This is a genomic window from Micromonospora sicca (genome assembly GCF_003172935.1).
GTDB classification, from domain to species: domain Bacteria; phylum Actinomycetota; class Actinomycetes; order Mycobacteriales; family Micromonosporaceae; genus Micromonospora; species Micromonospora sicca.
The window spans coordinates 1-22339 of the sequence record NZ_QGKS01000181.1 but is presented as its reverse complement, the minus strand read 5'-3'; the positions used below and the strand labels follow the sequence as shown (position 1 = coordinate 22339).

The following is a 22339-nucleotide window of genomic DNA, read 5'->3' as shown; positions in this document are numbered from 1 at the left end:
CCGTCGGCGTCACGCCAGCCGGGCAGCCAGGACGGCCCGCAGCTCGTCGATGCCGGCGCCGGTCAGCGCGGAGACCGCCACCGCCTCGGGGTACACCCGCCGCAGGGCGTCGACCCACTCCGGCGGCGCAATGTCGATCTTGTTGAGTACCAGCAACTCGGGAACCTGTCCGGCGCCGATCTCCTGCAGCACCCCGTGCACCGTGGTGATCTGTTCGAGCGCGTCCGGCGCCGAGGCGTCGACCACGTGCATGGTCAGGTCGCTGCGGCTGACCTCCTCCAGCGTCGAGCGGAACGCATCGACGAGCTGGTGCGGCAGGTGCCGGACGAAGCCGACCGTGTCGATGACGGTGTAGGTCAGCTCGCCGGTGCTGATCCGGCGCACGGTCGGGTCGAGCGTGGCGAACAGCACGTCCCGGACCTGAGCGTCCGCGCCGGTGAGCCGATTCAGCAGGGCGGACTTGCCGGCGTTGGTGTAGCCGGTGATCGACACCGACGGCACCCGGTTGCGGGCCCTTCGGCTCCGGGTCCGCTCCCGCCGCCGAGCCAGCTCCGAGGCGTTGCGCCGCAGCCGGGTGGCCCGCTGGCGCAGCGTCCGGCGCTGGGTCTCCAGTCGCATCTCACCGGGACCGCGGACACCTATCCCGGCGCCGCCGGCGACCCGGCCACCACCGACCCGGGACATCGTCCGGCCGCCGTCCCGCAGCCGCGGCAACTGGTACGCGATCTGCGCCAACTCCACCTGCACCCGGCCCTCACTGGTGCGGGCGTGCTCGGCGAAGATGTCCAGAATCAGCGCAGTGCGGTCGACCACGCGCACGCCGACCCGTTCCTCCAGGTTGCGCACCTGGCCGGGGCTCAGCTCCCCGTCCGCGATCACCAGGTCGGCCTGGGTTCGCTCGGTGACGGCGGCCAGTTCCTCCACCTTTCCCGAGCCGACGTAGGTGGCGGGGTCGGGTCTGGGCCGGTTCTGCACCACCGCGTCGACGACGGTCAGACCGTCGGTGTCGGCGAGCCGCCGCAGCTCGGCCAGGGACACCTCGCTACCCGGACCGCTGTCGCCCGCCCCGTCCTCCTGGTTGACCGCGACCAGCACGGCGTTCGGCCGTTCGCCCGGCAGGTCGGCACCGGCGCCGAGCAACCATGATCCCGCCATCGTCCACCTCACCTGGTATCGGGTGAACTCGGTCTACCCTGGGCGCCGCCCACCATGCCGCCGGCCGCAACCGGCACCGCGGCGAACACTCGTCCGCGGCACAGGTGTACGGACGGCTCCCGTGGGTAGGGACCGGAGCCGTGCCACGCCGGCGCTCATCCGATGATCCTGGGTCCCCGGGCGCTATTGGCATCAGGTGGGAGCGGGCGCGCCAGGTCCGGCGGACGCGGACCACGACCTCCTCCACCGGCTCGGACTGCCGCCTCCTCCCCAGGGAGGAGGCAACGCTCCGACCGCCGGCCGCAACCGGGGCCCGCGGTCGGACGCGGTCGGGAAGGCGGCTCACGAGCATCTACAGGTATGACTAGCGCACTGCACCGGGCGGCACACTGGCACCGCCCCCTGATGGTCTTCGTCTCCGCGATGGCGCTGCTCGCCGTCGTCTCCGCGGTCGGCATCGTGGCCGACCCGCGCGTCCTCACCGGCGTGCCGATCTGGCTCAAGCCGTTCAAGTTCGCCGTGTCGTTCGTGCTGTACGGCGCCACCCTCGCCTGGATGCTCTCCCTCCTGCCGGGACGCAGCCGGATCGCGGAGTGGGCGGGCACGGTCATCGTCGCGATGTCGGTGATCGAGATGGTGGTGATCGTCGGGCAGGTGCTGCGCGGCACGACCAGCCACTACAACGAGACGACCCCGCTGAACGCCGCCCTGTGGCAGGCGATGGGCGCGTCGATCCTGGTGCTGTTCGCCGCGCACTTCGTCATCGGGATAGTGGTACTGCGTCAGCCGATCGCGGACCGGGTCGGCGGGTACGCGGTCGGGCTGGGGATCGGCTTGTCGCTGCTGGGCATGCTGGCGGCAATACCGATGGTGGCCGGCCGGGACACGGGGATCGAGGGGGTCGCCGGGGCGCACAGCGTGGGCGTACCGGACGGGGGGCCCGGGCTGCCGCTGGTCGGTTGGAGCACCACCGGCGGGGACCTGCGGATCGGGCATTTCGTGGGGCTGCACGCCCTGCAGGCGCTGCCGATCCTGGCGATCCTGCTGAGCCGGTTCGTCGGAACGCGGCTGGACGAGCACACCCGCGTACGGCTGCTGGTCGTGGCGGGCGGTGCCTACGGCGTACTCACGATGCTGTTGACCTGGCAGGCACTGCGCGGGCAGCCGCTGCTGCGCCCGGACGCGCTCACCCTGGCCGCCGTGGCGGCCCTGGTGGTCGCGACCGCGACCGCCGCCGGCCTGGTCGTCGCTCGCCGACGCCGCCCGGAACTGGCGCTGGCCGCATGACCGCGGCGCGGTTCGTCGGCCGGCCGGCGGGCGCCGCCGCTCCGGCCCGCGAGCCGCAGCGCCTAGGCTGATCCGGTGGGGTGGGTGGGACGGCTGTTCGACGCGCGCGACACGTTCGTGCGGATGCTGCTGCTCGACCTCAGCGGCGTGGGCTATCTGGTCTTCGGCAGCCAGGCCGGACGCTCCCCGACGGTCACCCAGTGGGTGCTCGCGATGGTCGCGTTCACCGTCGCGCTGGTGTTCCACCGCCGGCCGCTGGTCAACCTGGTGGGGCAGGCCGCGCTGCTGGCCGTCGCGATCCAGATCATCGACGACACGACGATCAACCAGGTGGGCGCCAGCTGGGCGTTGCTCGAGCTGGCCATGTGGGCGCACCGGCCGCGGATCATCTGGCTGGCCGCCGGGCTGCTGTCCACGGTCGACCTGACCGACTCGATCGGCGACCCGTTCCGACGGTTCCTCTCCGGCGTCTTCGGGCTGACCTTGGAGGTCGGCGTACCGCTGCTGCTCGGCCTGGTCATCCGGACCACCCGGGAACTCGGCCGGCAGGCCGAGGAGCGGGCGGCGGCGGAACAGCGCCGGCGCGAGTCGGAGAGTCGCGCCGCGCGCGCCGACGAACGCAGCGCCATCGCCCGCGAGCTGCACGACGTGGTCGCGCATCACGTGGCGTCGATGGTGCTGCGGGTCGGCGTGGCCCGGCACGTGCTCACCGAACTGGATCCGCGGGTGGGCGAGGTGTTCGACGACGTGCACGGCACGGGGACGGCGGCCCTGGCGGATCTGCGCCGGCTGGTCGCGGTCCTGCGCAACCCCGACGGGGTACGCGGTGACGCGGCGCTGACCGCGATCGAGCCGTCGGCGCTTCCGGCGGCGCTCGGCGCGGCGGTCGACCGGGCCCGCCAGGCCGGTGTCACGGTGGAGGCCGACATCGACCCGGCGGTCGGTTCGCTCGATGCGGTCCGTGGTCTGGCGGTGTTGCGACTGACCCAGGAGGCGCTGACCAACGTGGCGAAGCATGCCGGGACGTCCGCGCTGGCGCGCCTGTCGGTTGCCGTGGCCGACGGCGCCGTCCACTGGGAGGTCTCCGACAACGGGCGCGGCCGGGTGCCGGCGGCGGTGCCGCCCGGTGGCGGCCACGGCATCACCGGCATGCGCGAGCGCGTCGAGGTCCTCGGCGGCCGGCTGGAGGCAGGCCCGACCGGCGCGGGTTGGCGGGTCCGTACCGTCCTCCCGGCCGCGGTCCCCGGGCCCGGCCCCGCGCCGGCCGCCTCGCCCGTACCGCCGGCCGGCACGCCGGCCCCCCGCGGCCGAGAGACCTCGGCCGGACCACACACGCCGGAGCCGGCATGATCCGCGTCCTGCTGGTCGACGACCAGCACCTGATCCGCGCGGGCCTGCGCATGCTCTGCGACGCCCAGCCCGACATCGAGGTCGTCGGCGAGGCCGACAACGGCCGCGAGGCGATCTCCCTCGCCGCGCGGCTGGTTCCCGACGTCGTCGTCATGGACCTGCGCATGCCGGGCGTCGACGGGATCACCGCGACCAGCCGGATCCTCACCGACCGCCCCGCGACCCGCGTCCTGGTGCTGACCACATTCGGCGACGACGACCACCTCTACCCGGCGCTGACCGCCGGCGCCTGCGGGTTCCTGCTCAAGGACGCACCCCCCGCCGACCTGCTGGACGGCGTCCGCCGGGCCGCCGCGGGCGACAGCCCGTTCAGCCAGGAGGTGCTGCAGCGCCTGGTCCAGCGCGCGGTGCACGCCCGCGCCGAGGCGCCGCGGCCGACCGAGGGCCTGACCGCCCGGGAGCAGGACGTGCTGAACCTGGTCGCCGAGGGCCTGTCCAACACGGAGATCGCCGACCGGCTGCATATCGGCGTCACCACGGTCAAGACCCACATCACCAGCCTGATGACCAAGACCAACAGCCCCAACCGGGTACGCCTGGCCCTGTTCGCCCGCGGCGCCTGAGGCTCGCCCGCGCCTTCGGTTCCAGCCGTTTCAGCCGAGCCGGCCCGGGCCGGACCGGCGCTTGACGGCAATTGCCGCAGGTCGGGCGGGGGTGGGGCCCGCCCGCCGGATCGCACCATGTCAGGATGCGGCGCATGCGTGCGGTGATCTTCGACGAGTTCGGTGCCCGACCCGAGGTCCGTGACGTCCCGGACCCGGTGCCGCCGGCCGGGGGCGCCGTCATCCGGGTCGAGGCGACCGGGTTGTGCCGCAGCGACTGGCACGGCTGGCAGGGACACGATCCCGACATCCGCCCGCCACACGTCCCCGGCCACGAGTTCGCGGGTGTCGTCGCGGCGGTCGGGGCCGGCGTACGCGGCTGGCGGCCCGGCGACCGGGTCACCGCGCCCTTCGTCTGCGCCTGTGGGCAGTGCCCCGCGTGCTTCGCGGGCGATCAGCAGGTCTGCGAGCGGCAGACGCAGCCCGGCTTCACCCACTGGGGCTCGTTCGCCGACTACGTGGCGGTGCAGCACGCCGAGGTCAACCTGGTCCGGCTCCCCGACGAGCTGGACCACCCGGCCGCGGCGGCGCTCGGCTGCCGCTTCGCCACGGCGTTCCGGGCCGTGGTCAGCCAGGGGCGGGTCGCCGCGGGCGAGTGGGTGGCGGTGCACGGCTGCGGCGGCGTGGGGCTGTCCGCGGTGATGATCGCGGCGGCGTGCGGCGCCCAGGTGGTGGCGGTCGACGTCGCCCCCGGCGCGCTCGAGCTGGCGAGGAGTTGCGGGGCCACCGTCTGCCTGGACGGCAGTGCCCTCACCGCCCCCGGCGCCGTGGCCGCGGCCGTCCGGGAGGCGACCGGCGGTGGCGCCCACCTGTCGCTCGACGCGTTGGGCAGTCACGGCACCTGCACCGCCTCGATCGAGAGCCTGCGGCGGCGCGGACGGCATGTGCAGGTCGGACTCCTTCCCGCCGCCCAGGGCCGCCCGGCCCTGCCGATGGAGCTCGTGATCGCGTTCGAGCTGGAGCTGCGGGGCAGTCACGGCATGGCCGCGCACGCCTATCCGGAGCTGCTCCGGCTGGTCACCGCGGGCGTACTGCGCCCCGCCGAACTGGTCACCCGGACCATCGGCCTCGACGAGGTGCCCGACGCGTTGGCGGCCATGGACGCGCCCGCTCCCGGCGGAATGTGCCTGATCCACCCGCGATGAGCTGGCGCGTCCCAGCGAGTCACGGCGGCTGCTCGGGTCAGTAGTGGAGCGGGACGTAGGCGGCCGCGATCAGCCCCGCCCGCCGGGCATGGATGAGTCGCTGTGGCACCGGCGCAGAGGCTTCGGGTCCGGTGCCGGGATCGGCGACGCCGTAGACCGCGAGCACGCCAGCGACCAGCGCGGCGGAGGTCCACTCGGTGGACACCTCGACGTTGCCGCGGGCGAAGACCTGCCCGCTCGGGTCGTGCAGCGCCAGGCCCATGGGATGCAACCGCACGAACCAGGAGGAGACCTGCGGCGGCAGGTTTCCCGGCGACCATCGGGCCAGGCCCAACACCACCGCGGTCTCCACCTGCGCCTCGCAGTCCCGCCCGTCGGCCGTCTGCGCAGCGACCGCTCTGGTCGGCGCGAACCACGCCACCGGCTGGTCCGCCGGCCCCGTACGCCGCACGTCGGCGACCTGCCCGGAGGCCAGCCACACGTGCACGCGCTCCCGACCGAGCTGCCGCGCCGCATCGGCCACCGCCAGCATCCAGGCATCACTGATCTCGTCGCGCACGGGCGCGTCGAGCCCCGGGTTGGCACCATCCTCAGCCGTCACGTTCCGTAAACTATCCGACACGTTGTGGGATGTCAGTTCTCGATCCACCGGCTTGTCCAGCCCGTCGGGAGAACCCACCGGCATCGGTTGCCCGCCGGACCGCGTCGGCCCCCACCAGGCGCCGACACAAGGGCGCTGAGCTGGGAAAATGTCGGATCTCATCAGTTGGTGACGGGGCGGGCCGGTGGTATGACTGAAGGTGTCGGCCACCAACGACGCGAGTCGTCACACCCATCCCCCGCAGTAGGTCCCTCAGTGTGGGCAGTGTGGTCGCGGGCTCCGCAGCCGACGGCACCTTCTCCGGGGTACCGCAGCACAACATGCAGGAGTTGGGGTGTCCGAGCATGCGGATTCTGCGTAACCGGCGACCTTTTGAAAACGCGGTCCTGGCCACCGCACCCGTGTGCGGTGCCCTGTTGATCACGCTCGACGTACGACCGCCCTCTGTGGAGATGGCCATGCCGGCCCCGATCCGGATCGGCTGGGAACTCGGGCTCATCGCGGTCGGCCTCGCCGGACTGGTCGGGCTTTCCTGGCCGGGAAGGATCTCCACCGGCCTCGGCATCGAACTCGCGTCGATGCTCATGCTCGGCACCATCGCCGGCATGTATGCCGTTGCGCTGGCGGTGATGTCCGGCCGCCTGGCGGTCGCGGCGGCGTCGTTCATCATCGCGGTGGCGGTCGGTGCATGGTGGCGGGCGGTGGAGATCCTGCTCGACCTCCGCCGGCTCGTCCGCGGCATCGAGAAGGCACGCCTCGAGAGCCGGATCGGCGGCTCCCGATGACTCCGTCGCTCGCCGCCACCAGCGCCCCGCAGTGGGTCCAGGTCCTGCTGTCCGTGCTCGGGGTGCTGGGCGGCACCAGTGGCGTCGCCGCCATCGCCACCGTGGTCACAACGCGGCAAGTTCAAGGCCGAGGCGGCGGACATGCTCACCGACGCGGCGCTGACCCCGGTGCAACCGATGCGGCTGCGGGTGTCGGAGCTGGAGGCGGAGGCGCAGGCCGCCCGCGAGCAGCTGCGGATCTCCCGGGAGCAGACCCAACGGGCGACCGCCACGCTCACCGAACTGCACGCCACACTGGACCGCTGGTATGCGCTGATCTTCGCACCGGGCGCGACGCTGCAAGGTGTCAGAAGCGCCGTCCGGGAGGATCGCCGCCGGCGCGGCGAGCAGGGGGAGCAGCGGCGAGGCAGTGGCCGCGGGCGACCTTGAGAAGCGCACCTGAAGCGAATCGTAAGTGGGCCCTGGCAACGTTCCGGATGTCACCAAGACCGACCCGGACATCCAGGAGCGAACGCCATGCGCAGGATCATCAACTCGACCTACATCACCCTCGACGGCGTCATCGAGAACCCGGCGTGGACCGCGCCGTTCTTCGACGAGGAGGCGATGGCCTTCGCCGGCGAGCAGACGGACGCGGCCGACGCGCTGCTGATGGGCCGTCGCACGTACGACGGCTTCGCCGCCGCCTGGCCGAAGATGGACGAGAGCGACCCGACCACCGGCGCGGCCTACTTCAACAACGTCAAGAAGTACGTCGCCTCGACCACCCTGACCGACCCGGAGTGGAACAACACCGAGGTACTGCAGGGTGACCTGGTCGAGGAGGTCACCAAGCTGAAGGCCCAGAACGGCAAGGACATCCTGATGTACGGCTACGGCGCGGTCACCCACGCCCTGCTCAAGGCGGGGCTGGTGGACGAGGTCCGGTTCTGGATCCACCCCGTCTTCCAGGGCGGCCCCTCGGTCACCGCGCCGCTGAGCCAGGCGCGGACGACGCTCCGCCTGGCCGACAGCAGGGTCATGAAGAGCGGCGTGATCATCGCGTCCTACCAGCCGGTCACCGAGTAGGGAGGAACGGCTGGATCTGGGCCCGGGCCTCGCCCGGGCCCAGCTGCCGTCCGGTACGCGTGCGGCGGCCGGGTGTGGCCGGCCGCACCGGCGGTACGAGCGTCAGCGGTGCATGTGAAGGCGGATCGTGGTGGCGCCGGGCCTGGTGTGGACGCGCACGAGATCGCAGAGCTGGTTGACCAGGACGAGCCCTCGGCTGCCGGGCTGCTGCGGTGGCACCGGAATCCGGCCGGCGAGCGGGTTCGTGATGTGCCCGGTGTCGGTGAGCTGGCAGATCAGCCGCGTGGGGTCGGCCCAGACCGCGAGGGCGCCGCCGGCGTTGGTGTGTCTGACCGTGTTCGCCGCCAGTTCGTTGACCGCCAGGGTCAGGTCGGCGACTCGGTCCGGCGGCAGGCCGGCCGCGACCGCCTCGGCGGTGACGAGCCGGCGGATGGCCGGGAGGGCAGGTAGGTCGATGGTGACGACGGTCGCGTGGGCGGGCGGGTCCGGCAGCGGCAGGTTGAACCCGGCGGCCACCGCGAACGGGTCGGCGTAGTGCGGACTGTCCCACACCGCGCTGCCCGTCTGCAGGAGCGGATGGGTGCGGTGGGCGTCGTCGAGCCAGCTCGGGTCCAGGCGACTGGTGTCGTAGGGACAGAGGATGGTGGCCTGCCGGCCGGCGAACGCCGCGTTGATCAGGGCCTCGTGCTGGGCGCAGGCGGGGTATTCGGTAGCGGTGCGGCCGGCCCAGATGGGCTCCCCGATGATGCGTACCCGCTTCCCGGGGTGGGCGGCGGCGAAGGCGAGCAGGACGCCCGGAATGATTCGTCCGGGGTTGCGCCCGGCCACGCTCATGTCGTGCAGCTGGACCCGGTCCGCGTCGCTGCCGAGCGCGGCGCGGATGTGATCGAGGTTGTCCCCAGGTACGGCCACCATGACCGGCTCATCGGCGGCGAGGCCGGCCTGGATGAACGGCACCGTGCCGGCCAGGTACTCCTCCCGGTCGGCATAGAAGAGGGCCGGGTGAACAAAGCTGTCCGTCCTGGTGGCGGCGGTGACGCTCATGCACGGCCTCCGAGGTGCGTGACCCCGCCGCCTCGCCGGGCCCCGTCAGGTTCGCGTGACTGACTCTTGTCGGTTGCGCGGATGGCGAGTAGGGCGATGTCGTCGGTGGCCTGTTCGGGGGCGACTGTGGTCATGATGTGGGCACAGACCGTTTCGGCGGGACCTGGTTCGACGGCTGAGCAGAGCCGTTCGATGCCCACGTCGATGACTTCCCCCCGGCGTTCGACGAGCCCGTCGGTGTAGCAGATCAGTGCCGCCCCGGGAGGGAACGCGACCTCGGTGCGCCGGCGGGGCGGTTGATGGGCGCCCATACCCAATGGAAGGTCGACGGGAATGTCCAGCGCGACCGCCGGCTGTCCCGGTGTGCCCAGGATGGGTGGCAGGTGCCCGGCGAGGGACATCTGGACGGTGGCCCGGTCCGGGGAGATCATCGCGTACAGGACCGTGGCGAGGTTCCCGGTCTCGAAATGCTGGACCTTGCGGTCGAGCAGCGTGAGCGCGGCGGCCGGGTCGTCGCAGACCAGTGCGTAGGCGCGCAGCGCGCTGCGGAGACGCCCCATCACGACGGCCGAGCGCAGTCCGTGTCCGGACACGTCGCCGATGACGACGCCCAGCCAGCCGGAGGGGAGGGTGAACACGTCGTACCAGTCGCCGCCGACGCCGGCGTCGTGGCCGGGCACGTAGCGGGCGGCCATGTCCACGCCGGGCGCGTCGGGTAGGTGGGTGGGTAGCAGGCTGCGTTGCAGTGCCAGGGCAGCGGTGCGGTCGATGCTGCTGGCCCGGGTGCGGCTGGCGAGGCTCGCCCGGTCGGCGGCGAGTTGCAGCAGTTGCACGTCCTCGCTGGTGAATCGGTGCGGCTCCAGACAGCCGACATGCAAGACGCCGATCACCTCACCACCGGCCAACATGGGCACGCCCAACAGCGAGCGGACCCCTCTGCCGAACAGGATCGGGTCGTCGGCGGCGGTGACGTTGTCCAGTTTGACGGGCTGCTTCTCCCGTGCGACCCGGCCGGCGAAACCCTGGCCGACGGAGATCCGAGAGCCTTGCCGGCCCCCTTCCTTCAGCCCCTTCGCCGCGGTGGCCACCAACTGCTGGGCGTGCACATCCACCAGCAGGATGGCGGCGGTGTCAACCCGCAGCACCTCCCGGACCCGGTCGAGGAGTTCTTCGAGAAGGTCGTGGACGTCGAGCTGGGAGAGCGTCGCGTCGGTGACCGCCTCCATACGACGCAGCCGCTCGTCGCTCCCGCTCCCCTGCACGCCAATCACGGCAGAAGCGTAGCCCCTACCAGCCCCGGAGCAGTCCCCTAGGAGCCCCCGTCCCGGGCCGAGCCGTCGAGCCCCTCCCACCCGCCTTGGCCCGGCTTCTCCGCGACGGCGCACATCGTGGGCGAAATAACCCGACCGTGTCGAATGCGCCGAACAACCCCCACTGCCGCTGCGGTGTCTTCACGATGAGAACAAGCTTGGACTCGAAGTGAGAGGGATGGTGCGGCATGAGGCGTCGACGTAGTAGAAGAGTGCCGTTGATGCAGGCGGCGGCCATGTCCCTGACAGCGGTGGCGGCGGCGGTGGCCGTCGTACGGGCCAGCCGGCGCCGCGCCGTAGGTGACGCGCCGGCCGGTGATCTTCCGGCCCTGGGCGACAGCGCGTTCGCCGATGCGGGCAGGTCGCCGATCGCCGGCGGCACGGCGCTGCGGGACAAGGACACGGCGTCATCGGCAGCCGCAGCGCGGTGAGAACGGGCACCGCCGCCGCGCGAGCCTTCAGGCCCGGCAACGGGCCGGCAGCACAGGTCTCGACGGAACAGCCCGTGCCGCGCTGCAACTGGGGGCGGCACTGCGCCGAGGCACGTCAGGGGCGTTGGCCGCCCTTCGCGGCAGAGTCACCGGCAGTTCGGTCGCCCAGACGGGGCCGGCCGCTGCCCGTGCACTCCGCGGCCGGCTGGTCGGAAGTCGACCGGTAGCGGGTGCGCTGTTCACCACCGACAACGCCATGCGACGGAGCGCCACCATGAGCGATGCAAGCCTGGATACCGAACGTCATGGCGGCAGTCAGTACGCGGATTTGTCGCGCATGATCCGCCGGGCGGGCCTGCTCGACCGGCGGCGTGGCTACTACTCGCTGCGCATCGGTGCCCTCGGCGGGTGCTACCTCGGGGCGTGGACGCTGTTCGGGTGGCTCGGTGAGTCGTGGTGGCAGCTGGGCGTCGCGGCGGCGCTCGCGGTGGTCTTCGCGCAGGCCGGGTTCATCGGTCACGACGCCGGTCACCGCCAGATCCTCCGATCCCGTCGTGCCAACGACCTGGTCGGCCTCGTCCACGGCAACCTGCTGATCGGCGTCAGTTACGGCTGGTGGGTGGAAAAGCACAACCGGCATCATGCGCACCCGAACACCGAGGGCCGGGATCCGGACATCGTCGTCAGGCCGCTGTCGTTTACCCCCGGACAGGCGCGGAAGCGGCGTGGGCTGGGCGCACTGGTGGTCCGGTACCAGGCGTACCTGTTCTTCCCGCTGCTGCTGTTGGAAGGCCTGCACCTGCATGCCAACAGCATCAGGGCTGTCGTCGACCCGGGCAGGATCAAGCGACGCCCCGCAGAGGCCGCGCTGCTCGCCCTGCACGCCACCGGCTACCTCGGTGCCGTGGTTCTTGTCCTGAGCCCCATGCAGGCCGTCGCGTTCATCCTCGTCAACCAAGGCCTACTCGGCCTTTACCTCGGCAGTGCCTTCGCCCCCAACCACAAGGGCATGCCAATCCTCGCCGGCGACGAGCGACTCGACTACCTCCGACGCCAGGTGCTCACCTCCCGCAACGTACGCGGCGGCTGGTTCATCGACACCCTGCTCGGCGGTCTCAACTATCAGATCGAACATCACCTGTTCCCCAGCATGCCGCGACCCAACCTCCGCCGCGCTCGACCACTGGTCCGCCGGTTCTGCGCCGAACACGGCATCACCTACCACGAAACCACCCTGATGCGTTCCTGGGCCCAAGCGCTGGAGCACCTGCACGAGGTCGGGTCTGGTCAGCCAGATCACGACGCCGGCTCCACCTGAGCCACGGTCAGCCCGCTGGTCTCGTCGCGACACGCCGCCGACGATGGACGGCGACCCGCCGACAACGCGGGTCGCCGCTGGGTTTACGGAACCCTGGCCAATTTCCTCAGCGGCGTAGATCGTCTCGGCTCTCGCGTGCCTGGCCCTGGACCTGCTGGGCGGCAGCCGTGCCCTGGTGGCGTAGCGCGGATGCGCTCTCGCCTGCTGTCGACTTCACTGATTGCGCGGCTTGTTGTGCTGGCTGCCGGAGGTTGTCCTGTACCTGGTGAGCCATCTGGGTGGCCTGTTGCTTTACCTGACCGGAGTGCTGCATCGCCTTCTGTCTCGCCTGCTGGGCGACTTGCTGTTCACGTTGGCTCGGTGGGATTAGTGACGAGGCGAGCAGCCCGACGCCGAAGGCGACCAAGCCGGCGGCGAGTGGGTTGCCCTCGGCCCGCTCCCGTGTCATCTGCGGCACCGCCTGAGCCTGGTGGGTGACGGACGAGGCGGCATGGGATGCCCGGTCAGCGGCACCGGAAACAGCGCCGGATGTCTGGTGGGCGGTGCCGGACAGGCGTTGACGGGCCTCCGAGGCCGGGTGGCCGCCGTCGTGACGAGCCTTCGTGGCGGTGCCCATCACCTTGTCCTTGATCTGGCCGAAGCGGCCGCGAGCGCGGTCGACCCGTTCGGTCGCGATCCGTCGCGGGTTGGCCTTGTAGGCCAGCGCGTCCACGTCCGTGCTCAGCTCGACCCTGGCCGTTTCGATCTCCTGGCGAATCTGTTCGGGATCGTTCGACATCACGTCTCCTCTCCTGCGGTTCAGCGGCCGCGAAGGGCGTTCGGAATTTCCCGGGCGGTCTGTTGCGTCCGTGGTAGCGGCCGCAACTGCCGCATCTGCTTGCGCGCTCGCGCGACGAGAACGGCTCCGATCACCGCCCATATCGCGCCGACGATCAGGGCGGCCCAGCCCTGGTCCATGACGTTGGACAGGCCCCACCACAACGCGCACGACAGGAAGAACAGGGTCAGCAGGCCGGCGATCGCCGCCGCACCGAACATCCCCGCGACCATGCCCGCCGTCTTCGCCTCCTGGCGAACCTCCGCCTTCGCCAGTTGCACCTCCTGTCGCACCAGCGTGGAGATGTCCCGGGTGACCTCGCCGAGCAGATCACCGATCGAGGCCTGGGACCGCTCGGCGGTGGCGCTGGCACTGTGCGGCCTCGAGTCGCTCACGGGGCCACCTCCCTGCGCTGTACGTGGGCCGTGCCCACTGCTTCGCTGATGGTCTGCCCAGAATCCGGCGACACCTCGGGCGGCATGCCAGCACGCTGAGAGCCCTGACCGGTTGGTTGGCCCTCCCCCTGGCCGCCCTCCTCGTGGCCGCCAGCGGCGACGTTGCGGGTCAGCCGACCCACCAGCAGCCCGGCCACGACGGCGCCGGCGAGGAATGTGCCAGGGTGCCGGCGTGCGTAGTCGCGTACCTCGTTGACCAGTTCGCCCGGTTCACGCGCCTCCAGCCAACCGGCGGCCTGCTCGGCCGTACCCGAGGCGCGGCGTACCACCTCGCTGGCCACCCCGTCCTGCTCGCTCCTGCTGGCCATCGACTGCAGTTCCGCGCCGAGCGAACGAAGGCCGTCAGCCGCGCGCTTCTGCTGTGTTTCCGCCTGCTGCCGGAACTGTTCGGACGCCTCCCCTACCAGGTTTCGCGCCTGCCGGCTGGTCTCGCTCGCGACCTGCTTGCCCTGCCCGGCGGCCTGCCGTGCCATCTGACCGCCAGCCTGTGCCGCCTCATGGCCAACCTTCGTGGCCTGCTCCCGAGCCTGTTGCGGCTTGCCACTCGCATTGGGCGGCGAACCGGAGCCACTCTGGGTCGTCATCCGATCTCCCCTCAAAGAACTTCCGACTAGAACGACGGGCAGCCCGCTTACCCGGCCCCTGCCGGAGGCATGCACCGGGACCGCCGAACCCGGGCACGACATCGTCGATCAGCTGATCCGGCCACCGGTCGGCCGGCGATCGCCCAGACTGGAGACGACCGAAGGCGGCGGCGCGGACGCCGGCGAGCAGAGGGAGACGTGATGACATCGGTTACGCAACGCATCAAGGGACTTCTGAACAGCCCGCAGGCGCGCAAGCTGATGCAGAGCGGGCGACGCCAGGCGGCGAAGCCGAGCACCCAGCAGAAGCTGCGGCAGCTCGCAGGGCGGATGACCGGCCGGCCATCCCCCCGCTGAGGGGGAATGCCACAGAAGGAGGACCAATTGGCCTCCGGACACATCGACCGCATAGTGACTGACGGCGCCTGACCCGGGGTCATTTCGCCCGATGATCGGACTCATCGCCCTCCGACCTCGACCACGGCGCGTGCCACCGGCCACCTGGATCTGAGGCCGGCCCTGACAGCGCGCGGGTCCGGATCGCTCGGGTGAGCCTCGGCCCCTTGGCGCGCGCGACGCGGAGCAACCCGGTCCGGACAGGCGTAGGCTGGGGCTATCCCGGAATCGACGACATCCCACTTCGAGGTGCCCGCCACGCCGGCTCCGCCCGAGGGATGCCATGTCCGTACCCGACCGCACCCGATCTGCAGCGGCCCGCCCGACCGACCGACCTCCCGTCGTCGGAGCATCGGGACCGAGCCGCCTCCCGCCGCCCCGGGCGCCGTTGACCCTCGCCGGCGCGGCCCGGATCGGCAGTCTGCGCCGCGACGCTCGCGTTCGTCGCCATGATGGTCGGCACCGTCCGCATCGCCCAGCTGCACCGGCTCCACCTCAGAGGGTGAGCTGAGCAACGGCCCGGCCCCGGGTGGGGTCGGCGAACTGGTATCCCGCCCGGCTCATTGCGCGATTCCGGCGCACGACCCACCGCCACGCCGCGGTCACGGCGATAAGGATCCGACATGATGCCACGTACCGACCCCCTCGCTCCCCCATCGCCGCCATCGACGCCACGCCTACGGATCGAACCGACGCGGTCCCCGCGGACGCTGCTCGACGGCGGCTGGTGGCCCCGCTCGACCGACCCGCTCGCGGAGCTGCCCGGCCTCGTCCTCGCCATCGACCTGTTGCGCGGGCCGATCATCCGGCTGGTCCTCAACGCCGGGATCTGGGACGGCAGTCCGCGCCGCCTTGCCGTCGGCGGCAGGATTCTGCGACTGGGCTACTTCACCAGTCAGCCTGCCGGCCTGCTGACCGCGATCTGCCTCAACAACGACCGGGTGGACCTGCTGGTCGTCCCGCCGGAAACCGCAGGCGACCTGGCCGAGGCAGCGATGGCGCTCGCCGCCACCGCCGGCAACCTGGTCCATGCTCCGCAGCTGCTCGCCGCCGCGGGCAAGCTGTCCGACGCGGGGGTCGACAGCGCGGGCAGGCGTACCTGGGAGACGGAGGGCGGCAGTCTCCGCACCGCCCCCGACGCCCGCGCCACCGTCGCTTCCCGCAGAGCCGACGTCAGAACGGCCGGGAAGTTCGCGCCGGTGGAACCGGTGCTCGCGCCGACAGCACCCGGGCCGAGGCAGCGAAGGACCGACGACGTTCCCACCGAGGGGCAGCCCGTGACAATCGCCCGGCACACCATCATCTCCGCACTGCGTCGGCGCGGTCAGCACACCAGGGCCGACTGGGTCGAACGGGAGCTGCCGGACCAGGTCGACACGGCCCGACACGCCGGGCTGCTCGCGACCCTGCATCTCGATCCGACCGACCTCGCCGAGCCGACCGCCCGGTGAGAGTGGCCCTGCTCGGGCCAGTGGCATGGCGGACCCCGCCGCGCCACTACGGCCCCTGGGAACAGGTGACCGGTCTGCTCGCGGATGGGCTCGCCGCGCGGGGCGTACAGGTGACGCTCTTCGCCACGTTGGACTCGATCACCTCCGCCACTCTCGACGGGGTGTGCCCACGCGGGTACGCCGAGGATCAGAGCATGGACGGGCGGGTCTGGGAGGCGCTGCACGTCTCCCACGCGCTGGCCCGGTCTGCCGAGTTCGACCTCGTGCACAGCCACCTGGACTGGTTGCCGCTGGCCTTCGCCGAGCACTGCCACGCCCCGCTGCTGACCACTGTGCACGGCTTCTCCGGGGCGGGGATCCTGCCGGCGTACGAGAAGAGCCAATCGTCCTACGTCTCCATCTCCGACGCCGACCGGATCTCGGGGCTCGAGTACCTCGCCACGGTGCACCACGGGGTCGACCTGGACGGGTTGCCGTTCACCCCGGACCCCGGCCCCGGGCTGGTGGTCTTCGGCCGGATCCACCCCGACAAGGGCACCCATACCGCCATCGAGATCGCCCGGCGGGCCGGCCGGCCGCTGAGCATCTGCGGCATCGTGCAGGACGAGCGCTACTTCAGCGAGCAGATTGCCCCGCACATCGATGGCGAGAGGGTCACCTTCCACGGCGCCGTGGGCCCACGCCGGCGCGGGGAGATCCTGGGCGGCAGCTCCGCGCTGCTGCACCCCATCGCCTTCGACGAACCGTTCGGCCTGTCCGTGGTGGAGTCGATGGCCTGCGGGACGCCGGTCGTGGCGTACGCGCGGGGGTCGATGTCCGAGGTGGTCGACGAAGGGGTGACGGGGCTGCTCGTACAGACCGTCGAGCAGGCCGTCGAGGCCGTCGGCCGGGTCGCGTCGATCGACCGGGTGGGCTGCCGGGCGCGGGCTCGGCAACGCTTCGGCGCCGACCGGATGGTCACCGACTACCTGGCCGTCTACGACGACATCGGTCGGCGGGAACGCTGATACTGTCCAGGGGCCGACGATTCCCCGTGAATCCGGCCCCGTCCGATCCAGGTTCGCTGCCGGCCCCACCTCCCGCTGACGCGGCGGCCGCCCCGAAACCCGTTCCGCCGGCCATTCACGCTGGCCGACGTGCGCCGTTACCTCGTGAGGCCCGCCCCGTCCCCCCGGTGGCGGCCGACAACCGGAAGGCACGGCACCCTATGCCCGTCAGCTACGGCTTCCTGAGCACCCACCCACCGACCCGGTGCGGACTGGCCACCTTCAACTCCGCCCTCGCCGCCCACCTCACCCTCGGCGGCCCGCCCGGCGGCGTCGTTCGGGTCACCGCCCCCGGCGACGACCAGCGCCCCGAACCCGGCGTCGTACACACCTGGTCGGCGCGGAACGCGGCCGGCTGGCGGGGGGCCGCCACCGCTCTCAACGCCTTCGACGTGGCCGTCGTGCAGCACGAGTACGGCATCTACCCCGGGATCGACGGCGAGGATGTCCTGCCGATGCTGCGCCGGCTCAACGTACCGAGCATCGTGGTCCTGCACACCGTGCTCCGTCAGCCCTCGGCCCGGCAGAAGACGCTGCTGGAACAGATCGTGGCCGTGGCCGGCGCGGTCGTCACGATGACTGACACCGCCCACGACCGGCTGATCGTCGGCTACGCGGTGGACCCGGCGAAGGTTTCAGTCATCCCGCACGGCGCCGCCGACCACGTCGGCGCACCCACGCCGAGGCGTACCCGCCCGCACCTGCTCACCTGGGGACTACTCGGTCCCGGTAAGGGCATCGAGTGGGCGCTGCGGGCGCTGGCCTGGTTGCAGGACCTCGACCCGACCCCCACGTACACCGTCGCCGGCCGGACCCATCCGAAGGTGATCGAGCACCAGGGCGAGGCATACCGGATCGGCCTGCACCGCCTCGGCGCCGAACTCGGCGTCGCGCACGCCGTGGACTACCAGGCCGCGTACCTCGACCCGGCCGCCCTCGGCGCCCTGGTCCGCTCCGCCGACGTGGTCGTGCTGCCCTACGACTCACGGGAACAGGTGACGTCCGGCGTGCTGATCGAAGCGGTGGCCGCCGGCGTCCCCGTGATCGCCACGCCCTTCCCGCACGCCGTCGAGCTGCTCACCGGCGGCCCCGGGTTGGTCGTACCCCATCAGGACCCGACCGCGCTGGCGGCCGCGATCCGGCGGATCCTGACCGAGCCGGGCCTGGCCGCCGGCCTCGCCGGACGGACCCGGCCGATCGCCGCGGAGCTGCGTTGGCCGGCGGTGGCGGCGCGGTACGACGCGCTCGCCGGCCGGCTCCTCGCCGGTCGGTCACCCGCGGTCGCCCCGGTGCCGGCGTGACCGCGACGCGCGACCGGCCCCGCGACGACCGCTGCCGCACCGCGGAGCTGGCGGTACCCGCTCCGAGCTTCACGCACCTGGCCCGGCTCAGCGACGACACCGGCCTCTTCGAACACGCCCGGCACGCCATCGTCCGCCGGGAACACGGCTACTGCACCGACGACGTCGCCCGGGGTCTGCTGGTCGCCAGCCGGGAGCCGGAGCCGTCGGCGCAGGTGCTCGGGCTGGCCGAGTGCTACCTGGCCTTCCTGACCCACGCCCAGGACGGCCGCGGCGCCTTCCACAACCGCCTTGGCCACGACCGACAGTGGGCCGACCAGCCCGGTCTCGGTGACTGGTGGGGCCGGGCCCTGTGGGGGCTGGGGACGGCCGCCGCCCGCCACCCGGCCGCCTGGATCCGCGAGGAGGCCCTCGTCGCCTTCAGCTGCGGCGCCGTCCGGCGGTCGGCCGCGCCGCACGCGATGGCCTTCGCCGGGCTGGGCGCCGCCGAGGTGCTGCGTCGCCATCCCGGACACGCCGCCGCGGCGGCGCTGCTGGCCGACGCCGCCCGCGCCGTCGGCCCCGCCGACCCCGATCCGCGTTGGCCGTGGCCGCGGCAGCGGCTCAGCTACGCCAGCGCGGCCCTCGCGGAGGTCGTCATCGCCGCCGGCCAACTGAGCGGGGACGCGCCGCTGCTCGCTGCCGGGCTGCGGATGCTGACCTGGCTGTGCGAGGTCCAGCTCCGCGACGGACGGCTCTCGGTCGTACCCGCTGAAGGCTGGGAACGCGACAGCCCTCGGCTGCGCCACGACCAGCAGCCCATCGAGGTCGCCGCCCTCGCCGACGCCTGCGCCACCGCCGCCGCGGTGACCGGTGACCCGGCCTGGGAGATCGGCCTCGGGCGGGCCGTCGGGTGGTTCCTCGGGGACAACGACCTAGGCATGGCCATGTGGGACCCGGCGACCGGCGGCGGCTACGACGGGCTGACCCCGCACGGCCCCAACTTCAACCAGGGCGCGGAGTCGACCCTGGCGCTGATCTCCACCCTGCAGCACGCCCGGCGGTGGTCGTGACCGGAACCCCGGCCACCCGCCAGCGGCTCACCCTCGCCCCCGACCCCCGCCGGGTCATCATCAAGCTCTTCGTCCCGGGTGAGGACGCCGCGGTGGCGCACACCCGCGCGCACGACCTCGTCGACCGGATCGCGGACCTCGACCCGGACGAGACGGAGCTGCTGCTCCGACGGACCCTGCACGACTTCGGCGACCGGCACCGCGACCTGGAAGGCACCTTCCAGCACCACTACGAGCTCGTCCGGCACCGAGTCACCCGCACCCGGCAGCTCTCCCCCACCGCCCGGCTGCTGGTAGGTGCCTACTTCAGTCACGAGTTCGCCGTCGAGGCCGCGGCGCTGTGCAATCCGTCCATGGTGGCCCACCCCGACCAGTCCGCGCTGCGACCCGGGCAGCTACGGGTGGCGGTCAGCCTGCGCCAGATCGGTGAGGGTCACCTCTCCTCCATCGGGTTCGCCAGCGCGGTGCTGGGGCCCGGGAGCCACCTCGCCGTGCAGGGGCGGCCGGGGCCGCTGGTGACCGGCCGCCCCGGTCACGTCCAGCACCGACGGGACCTGCTCGCCGCCGGGCTGCGCGAGGAGGGCTGGGACAACGAGGTCTCCGCCACCGTGCTGGCCACCCTGCCGGAACACTACGACGAGGCCGAATTCGAACGGGCGCTCGGCGACCTGCCGCCCGATCTGCTCTACCGCCACACCACGCCGGACACGCTGGAGCAGCTGCGCCGGACCTCTGCGGCCAGCTATGCCGTCGAATTCCCGGCCGACACCCTCCTGCATGAGCGGGTGCTCTGGCCGGCCACGGCGGCGGAGAGCAACGGCATGGAGGACGCCCGGTTCGTCAGGTACGTCGACGACGCCGGCACCCCGACCTACCGGGCGACGTACACGGCCTACGACGGTCAACGGATCGCCCCCCGCGCGCTGACCAGCGACGATCTGCGTCACTTCCGGATCGACCCGATGCGCGGACCGGGCACCCGGAACAAGGGCATCGCGCTCTTCCCCCGGGCCGTGGGCGGCCGGCACCTCGCACTCTGCCGCTCCGACGGTGAAACCATCGGCCTGACCGCCCTGGCCGACGACAACACCTGGCGGGCCCCGGTGCCGCTGCACGGACCGCGCCGCAGCTGGGAGTTGATCCAGGTCGGCAACTGCGGGTCGCCCATCGAGACCGACGCGGGCTGGCTCGTGCTCACCCACGGCGTCGGCCCGATGCGCCGCTACGCCATCGGAGCCCTGCTGCTCGACCTGCACCGACCGGAGCGGGTGATCGCCGAGCTGCCCGGGGCGCTACTGGCCCCCGACGACACCGAGCGCGAGGGTTACGTACCCAACGTCGTCTACTCCTGCGGAGCGCTGCTCCACGGCGACCTGCTCTGGCTGCCGTACGGCGCCAGCGACGCCCGGGTCGGCTTCGCCACCGTACCCCTCGCCCCGCTCGTCGAGGCGATGGTCCAGGGCCGGTCCAGCTGAAAGTCGAGCGGCCGACGAGGTACGGCGGGCCGGAGGTTCGGCATCCCACCCGGCGGGGCAAGCAGAGCGGCACCCACCCCCACAAATGAACAGCACGGAGATGAATGACATGCAGTACCTCAGTGACGTCAACCTACGCGCCGTCCTCAACGTCCTCATCAACCGCGCCGGCGGCACTGTGGAGATCAGCAACGCCGAACTGTACGACGCGTTGCTGCCCGATCACGTCCAGGGGGAACGGGTACGAGTGGAGGAGACACAAGACGGTCTCCGACTGTCCGTCGTTCCGCGTCAATAGGCGATCAGGCGTTGTCAAAGCCGCCAGGTCCCTGTGCCGCGCATCGCTGAGTCGCACGCCCTCGTCACGAGCGCTGATCGCCAGTTCGCCGCCATACCGACCGCAGAACCTGCGGATTTCGCGTGACCGGTGAGCCCGCCTGGCCACTCACCCCGGCGGCCAACGCGCTCACCCAGTTGCTCGGCGGGATACTCGTCCTCGCTGCTCCGTTCGCGCTGGGTTTCCTTGCCGACCATGTCGGGCTGGCCGTCGGATGACCATCTACATGCCGTCGGCCAAGCTCTGGCCGCCGGCACACACCGAGGGGAGGTGTTGGTGGTGGCGCGGACGGACGCTCGACCGGACGCCCCCGGTGAACGTCGGCTGGGGGTTGCGTGGCGTGGTGTAGCGCCGTACCGGCCGCTGATGGCGCTGATGCTGGCCAGCTCGACGGCGTCGTTCACGGCACTCGGTGCGCTGTCGTTGTTCGCGCGGGACGAGTTGGGCGCCTCGAACACCGAAGTCACGGTCAACTTCGTCGTCATCGCGCTGGCCGGCATGGCCGTGCTGCTCACGACGGGCCACTTCTCCGACCGGGGCCGCGTCCGGCGCGTGATCGTTCCGGCCGGTTTCGCGTGGCTGGCCGCCGGCTACGCGGTCCTGGCGAGCGTGCGGTCGTACCCGGCGATGCTCGCCGTCGGGATCGTCTTCTTCTGCGCGGTCGGCGTCCCCAACACGCAGCTGATGGCCCACAGCCGGGACCTCGTGGAGAGCCGGGACGACACCGCCACTTCCACGGCGGTGATCGCCACGATGCGCATCGTGCTGTCGATCGGTTCGTTCACCGGATTCGGCATCGGAGGTCTCGGTCTGGCCTATCTCGGGGCGCGTCCGCTCTTCCGGGTCGTGGCGGTCGCCTGCCTCGGCTGTCTGGCGCTGTCGTGGTACCTGCTGGGAAGGGGCGACACGGTCGCGGCCGCGACAGGGCGCCCGGCCACGGTTGAGAACGTCGACGACGCGGGCGATGTCCGGACGCGGACGGCCGGTGGTCGGCGGCTACTGCTGATCCTCGCGGTCGTCATGGTGCTGTTCTCCAGTGGACGCATCATGCTGCTGTCCCAGTTGCCGATCCTGATGCGCGAATCTCTGGACGCCCCGCTGCAGCTGACCGGGTTGGCGCTGGCGCTGCCGTTACCTTTCAGTGAGCAAACGTGACTCATGATTGGCAGTCGTCCGTTGCCGGGCGACGTTGACCGGATGAACCGGTCTAGACGCTTCACGGCCCGCTGCCCCGCCTGCGGGTGCAGGTCTTACGGGTCTTACGTAGGC

At 71.9% G+C, this 22339-nt stretch carries 25 protein-coding genes and 1 pseudogene; 19 read left to right on the top strand and 7 right to left on the bottom strand.

The genetic code is table 11. The annotated features are described in order from the left end of the window. Positions 1-9: 9 nt before the first annotated feature. Complete coding sequence (gene hflX / locus DKT69_RS10470; RefSeq protein ID WP_109801369.1) at positions 10-1155, bottom strand: GTPase HflX; 1146 nt, start codon at positions 1153-1155, stop codon at positions 10-12. 360 nt (positions 1156-1515) lie between these two features. Here hflX and DKT69_RS10465 point away from each other — a divergent pair, with 360 nt between their 5' ends. The 4 genes from DKT69_RS10465 to DKT69_RS10450 all read left to right on the top strand — a co-directional run bounded on the left by DKT69_RS10465 (position 1516) and on the right by DKT69_RS10450 (position 5599). Further along, a complete protein-coding gene (locus DKT69_RS10465) occupies positions 1516-2442 on the top strand; it encodes a hypothetical protein (RefSeq protein ID WP_109801368.1) in 927 nt (308 codons plus the stop codon). A gap of 75 nt (positions 2443-2517) precedes the next feature. Next, complete coding sequence (locus tag DKT69_RS10460) at positions 2518-3792, top strand: sensor histidine kinase (RefSeq protein ID WP_109801367.1); 1275 nt, start codon at positions 2518-2520, stop codon at positions 3790-3792. Next, the gene (locus DKT69_RS10455) at positions 3789-4415 is read left to right on the top strand and encodes a response regulator transcription factor (RefSeq protein WP_109801366.1); all 627 of its coding nucleotides are present in this window, start codon (positions 3789-3791) and stop codon (positions 4413-4415) included. The genes DKT69_RS10460 and DKT69_RS10455 overlap by 4 nt, the downstream gene beginning before the upstream one ends. 125 nt (positions 4416-4540) lie before the next feature. Further along, positions 4541-5599, top strand: coding sequence for a zinc-dependent alcohol dehydrogenase family protein (locus DKT69_RS10450; protein WP_236647546.1), 1059 nt, complete (start codon positions 4541-4543; stop codon positions 5597-5599). A 37-nt stretch (positions 5600-5636) separates the two neighbouring features. Here the strand turns inward: DKT69_RS10450 and DKT69_RS10445 are convergent, their stop codons facing one another. Further along, positions 5637-6200 carry a hypothetical protein gene (locus DKT69_RS10445; protein WP_146231026.1) on the bottom strand — a complete coding sequence of 188 codons (564 nt, stop codon included), beginning with the start codon at positions 6198-6200 and terminating at the stop codon, positions 5637-5639. A 320-nt stretch (positions 6201-6520) separates the two neighbouring features. On the opposite strand from DKT69_RS10445, the gene DKT69_RS10440 reads away from it, so the two are divergent. From DKT69_RS10440 to DKT69_RS10430, 3 genes and pseudogenes are all read left to right on the top strand, one after another. After that, positions 6521-6985 carry a hypothetical protein gene (locus tag DKT69_RS10440; protein WP_236647537.1) on the top strand — a complete coding sequence of 155 codons (465 nt, stop codon included), beginning with the start codon at positions 6521-6523 and terminating at the stop codon, positions 6983-6985. Next, positions 6982-7414 (top strand): annotated as a pseudogene (locus tag DKT69_RS10435) (hypothetical protein). The gene DKT69_RS10440 and the pseudogene DKT69_RS10435 overlap by 4 nt, the downstream one beginning before the upstream one ends. A gap of 87 nt (positions 7415-7501) precedes the next feature. After that, positions 7502-8053 carry a dihydrofolate reductase family protein gene (locus tag DKT69_RS10430; RefSeq protein WP_109801363.1) on the top strand — a complete coding sequence of 184 codons (552 nt, stop codon included), beginning with the start codon at positions 7502-7504 and terminating at the stop codon, positions 8051-8053. A 102-nt stretch (positions 8054-8155) separates the two neighbouring features. Here DKT69_RS10430 and DKT69_RS10425 read toward each other — a convergent pair whose 3' ends face one another. Together DKT69_RS10425 and DKT69_RS10420 are read right to left on the bottom strand one after the other, a co-directional pair. Next, a complete protein-coding gene (locus DKT69_RS10425; RefSeq protein WP_109801362.1) occupies positions 8156-9097 on the bottom strand; it encodes a sensor histidine kinase in 942 nt (313 codons plus the stop codon). After that, positions 9094-10368 (bottom strand): PP2C family protein-serine/threonine phosphatase, encoded by a 1275-nt coding sequence (locus DKT69_RS10420; RefSeq protein WP_236647533.1) that lies wholly within the window; start codon positions 10366-10368, stop codon positions 9094-9096. The genes DKT69_RS10425 and DKT69_RS10420 overlap by 4 nt, the downstream gene beginning before the upstream one ends. Before the next feature lie 275 nt (positions 10369-10643). Here DKT69_RS10420 and DKT69_RS38250 point away from each other — a divergent pair, with 275 nt between their 5' ends. Both DKT69_RS38250 and DKT69_RS10410 read left to right on the top strand, forming a co-directional pair. Beyond that, positions 10644-10838, top strand: coding sequence for a hypothetical protein (locus DKT69_RS38250; protein WP_161557798.1), 195 nt, complete (start codon positions 10644-10646; stop codon positions 10836-10838). A gap of 337 nt (positions 10839-11175) precedes the next feature. Next, positions 11176-12156 carry an acyl-CoA desaturase gene (locus tag DKT69_RS10410; protein ID WP_236647531.1) on the top strand — a complete coding sequence of 327 codons (981 nt, stop codon included), beginning with the start codon at positions 11176-11178 and terminating at the stop codon, positions 12154-12156. A 106-nt stretch (positions 12157-12262) separates the two neighbouring features. Here DKT69_RS10410 and DKT69_RS10405 read toward each other — a convergent pair whose 3' ends face one another. The 3 genes from DKT69_RS10405 to DKT69_RS10395 are packed head-to-tail and all read right to left on the bottom strand — an operon-like array spanning position 12263 to position 14012. Then, positions 12263-12934 carry a DUF3618 domain-containing protein gene (locus tag DKT69_RS10405; RefSeq protein WP_109801358.1) on the bottom strand — a complete coding sequence of 224 codons (672 nt, stop codon included), beginning with the start codon at positions 12932-12934 and terminating at the stop codon, positions 12263-12265. Positions 12935-12954: 20 nt separating this feature from the next. Beyond that, positions 12955-13368, bottom strand: a complete 414-nt coding sequence (locus DKT69_RS10400) for a phage holin family protein (protein WP_109801357.1) — start codon at positions 13366-13368, stop codon at positions 12955-12957. Next, the gene (locus tag DKT69_RS10395; RefSeq protein WP_146231025.1) at positions 13365-14012 is read right to left on the bottom strand and encodes a hypothetical protein; all 648 of its coding nucleotides are present in this window, start codon (positions 14010-14012) and stop codon (positions 13365-13367) included. The genes DKT69_RS10400 and DKT69_RS10395 overlap by 4 nt, the downstream gene beginning before the upstream one ends. A 201-nt stretch (positions 14013-14213) precedes the next feature. On the opposite strand from DKT69_RS10395, the gene DKT69_RS38245 reads away from it, so the two are divergent. The 10 genes from DKT69_RS38245 to DKT69_RS10360 all read left to right on the top strand — a co-directional run bounded on the left by DKT69_RS38245 (position 14214) and on the right by DKT69_RS10360 (position 22225). Further along, positions 14214-14369: a hypothetical protein gene (locus tag DKT69_RS38245; protein ID WP_161557797.1), complete on the top strand. Its 156-nt coding sequence runs from the start codon at positions 14214-14216 to the stop codon at positions 14367-14369. A 662-nt stretch (positions 14370-15031) separates the two neighbouring features. Then, on the top strand, positions 15032-15859 hold the full coding sequence (locus DKT69_RS10390; protein WP_109801355.1) for a DUF5994 family protein: 828 nt from the start codon (positions 15032-15034) through the stop codon (positions 15857-15859). Between the two features lie 20 nt (positions 15860-15879). Then, a complete protein-coding gene (locus tag DKT69_RS10385; RefSeq protein WP_375373501.1) occupies positions 15880-16866 on the top strand; it encodes a glycosyltransferase family 4 protein in 987 nt (328 codons plus the stop codon). A 200-nt stretch (positions 16867-17066) separates the two neighbouring features. Beyond that, entirely contained in the window at positions 17067-18206 is a 1140-nt protein-coding gene (locus DKT69_RS10380) for a glycosyltransferase (RefSeq protein ID WP_109801353.1), read from the top strand. After that, positions 18203-19258, top strand: coding sequence for a glycosyltransferase (locus DKT69_RS10375; RefSeq protein WP_236647530.1), 1056 nt, complete (start codon positions 18203-18205; stop codon positions 19256-19258). The genes DKT69_RS10380 and DKT69_RS10375 overlap by 4 nt, the downstream gene beginning before the upstream one ends. Beyond that, positions 19255-20733 carry a glycoside hydrolase family 130 protein gene (locus DKT69_RS10370; RefSeq protein WP_109801406.1) on the top strand — a complete coding sequence of 493 codons (1479 nt, stop codon included), beginning with the start codon at positions 19255-19257 and terminating at the stop codon, positions 20731-20733. The genes DKT69_RS10375 and DKT69_RS10370 overlap by 4 nt, the downstream gene beginning before the upstream one ends. Positions 20734-20842: 109 nt before the next feature. After that, a complete protein-coding gene (locus tag DKT69_RS37695; RefSeq protein WP_146231024.1) occupies positions 20843-21031 on the top strand; it encodes a hypothetical protein in 189 nt (62 codons plus the stop codon). Positions 21032-21153: 122 nt separating this feature from the next. Continuing rightward, positions 21154-21288, top strand: coding sequence for a hypothetical protein (locus tag DKT69_RS40595; protein WP_255420192.1), 135 nt, complete (start codon positions 21154-21156; stop codon positions 21286-21288). Further along, complete coding sequence (locus DKT69_RS40590) at positions 21285-21419, top strand: hypothetical protein (protein ID WP_255420191.1); 135 nt, start codon at positions 21285-21287, stop codon at positions 21417-21419. The genes DKT69_RS40595 and DKT69_RS40590 overlap by 4 nt, the downstream gene beginning before the upstream one ends. Before the next feature lie 17 nt (positions 21420-21436). Next, a complete protein-coding gene (locus DKT69_RS10360) occupies positions 21437-22225 on the top strand; it encodes an MFS transporter (protein ID WP_161557796.1) in 789 nt (262 codons plus the stop codon). Positions 22226-22339: the final 114 nt, after the last annotated feature.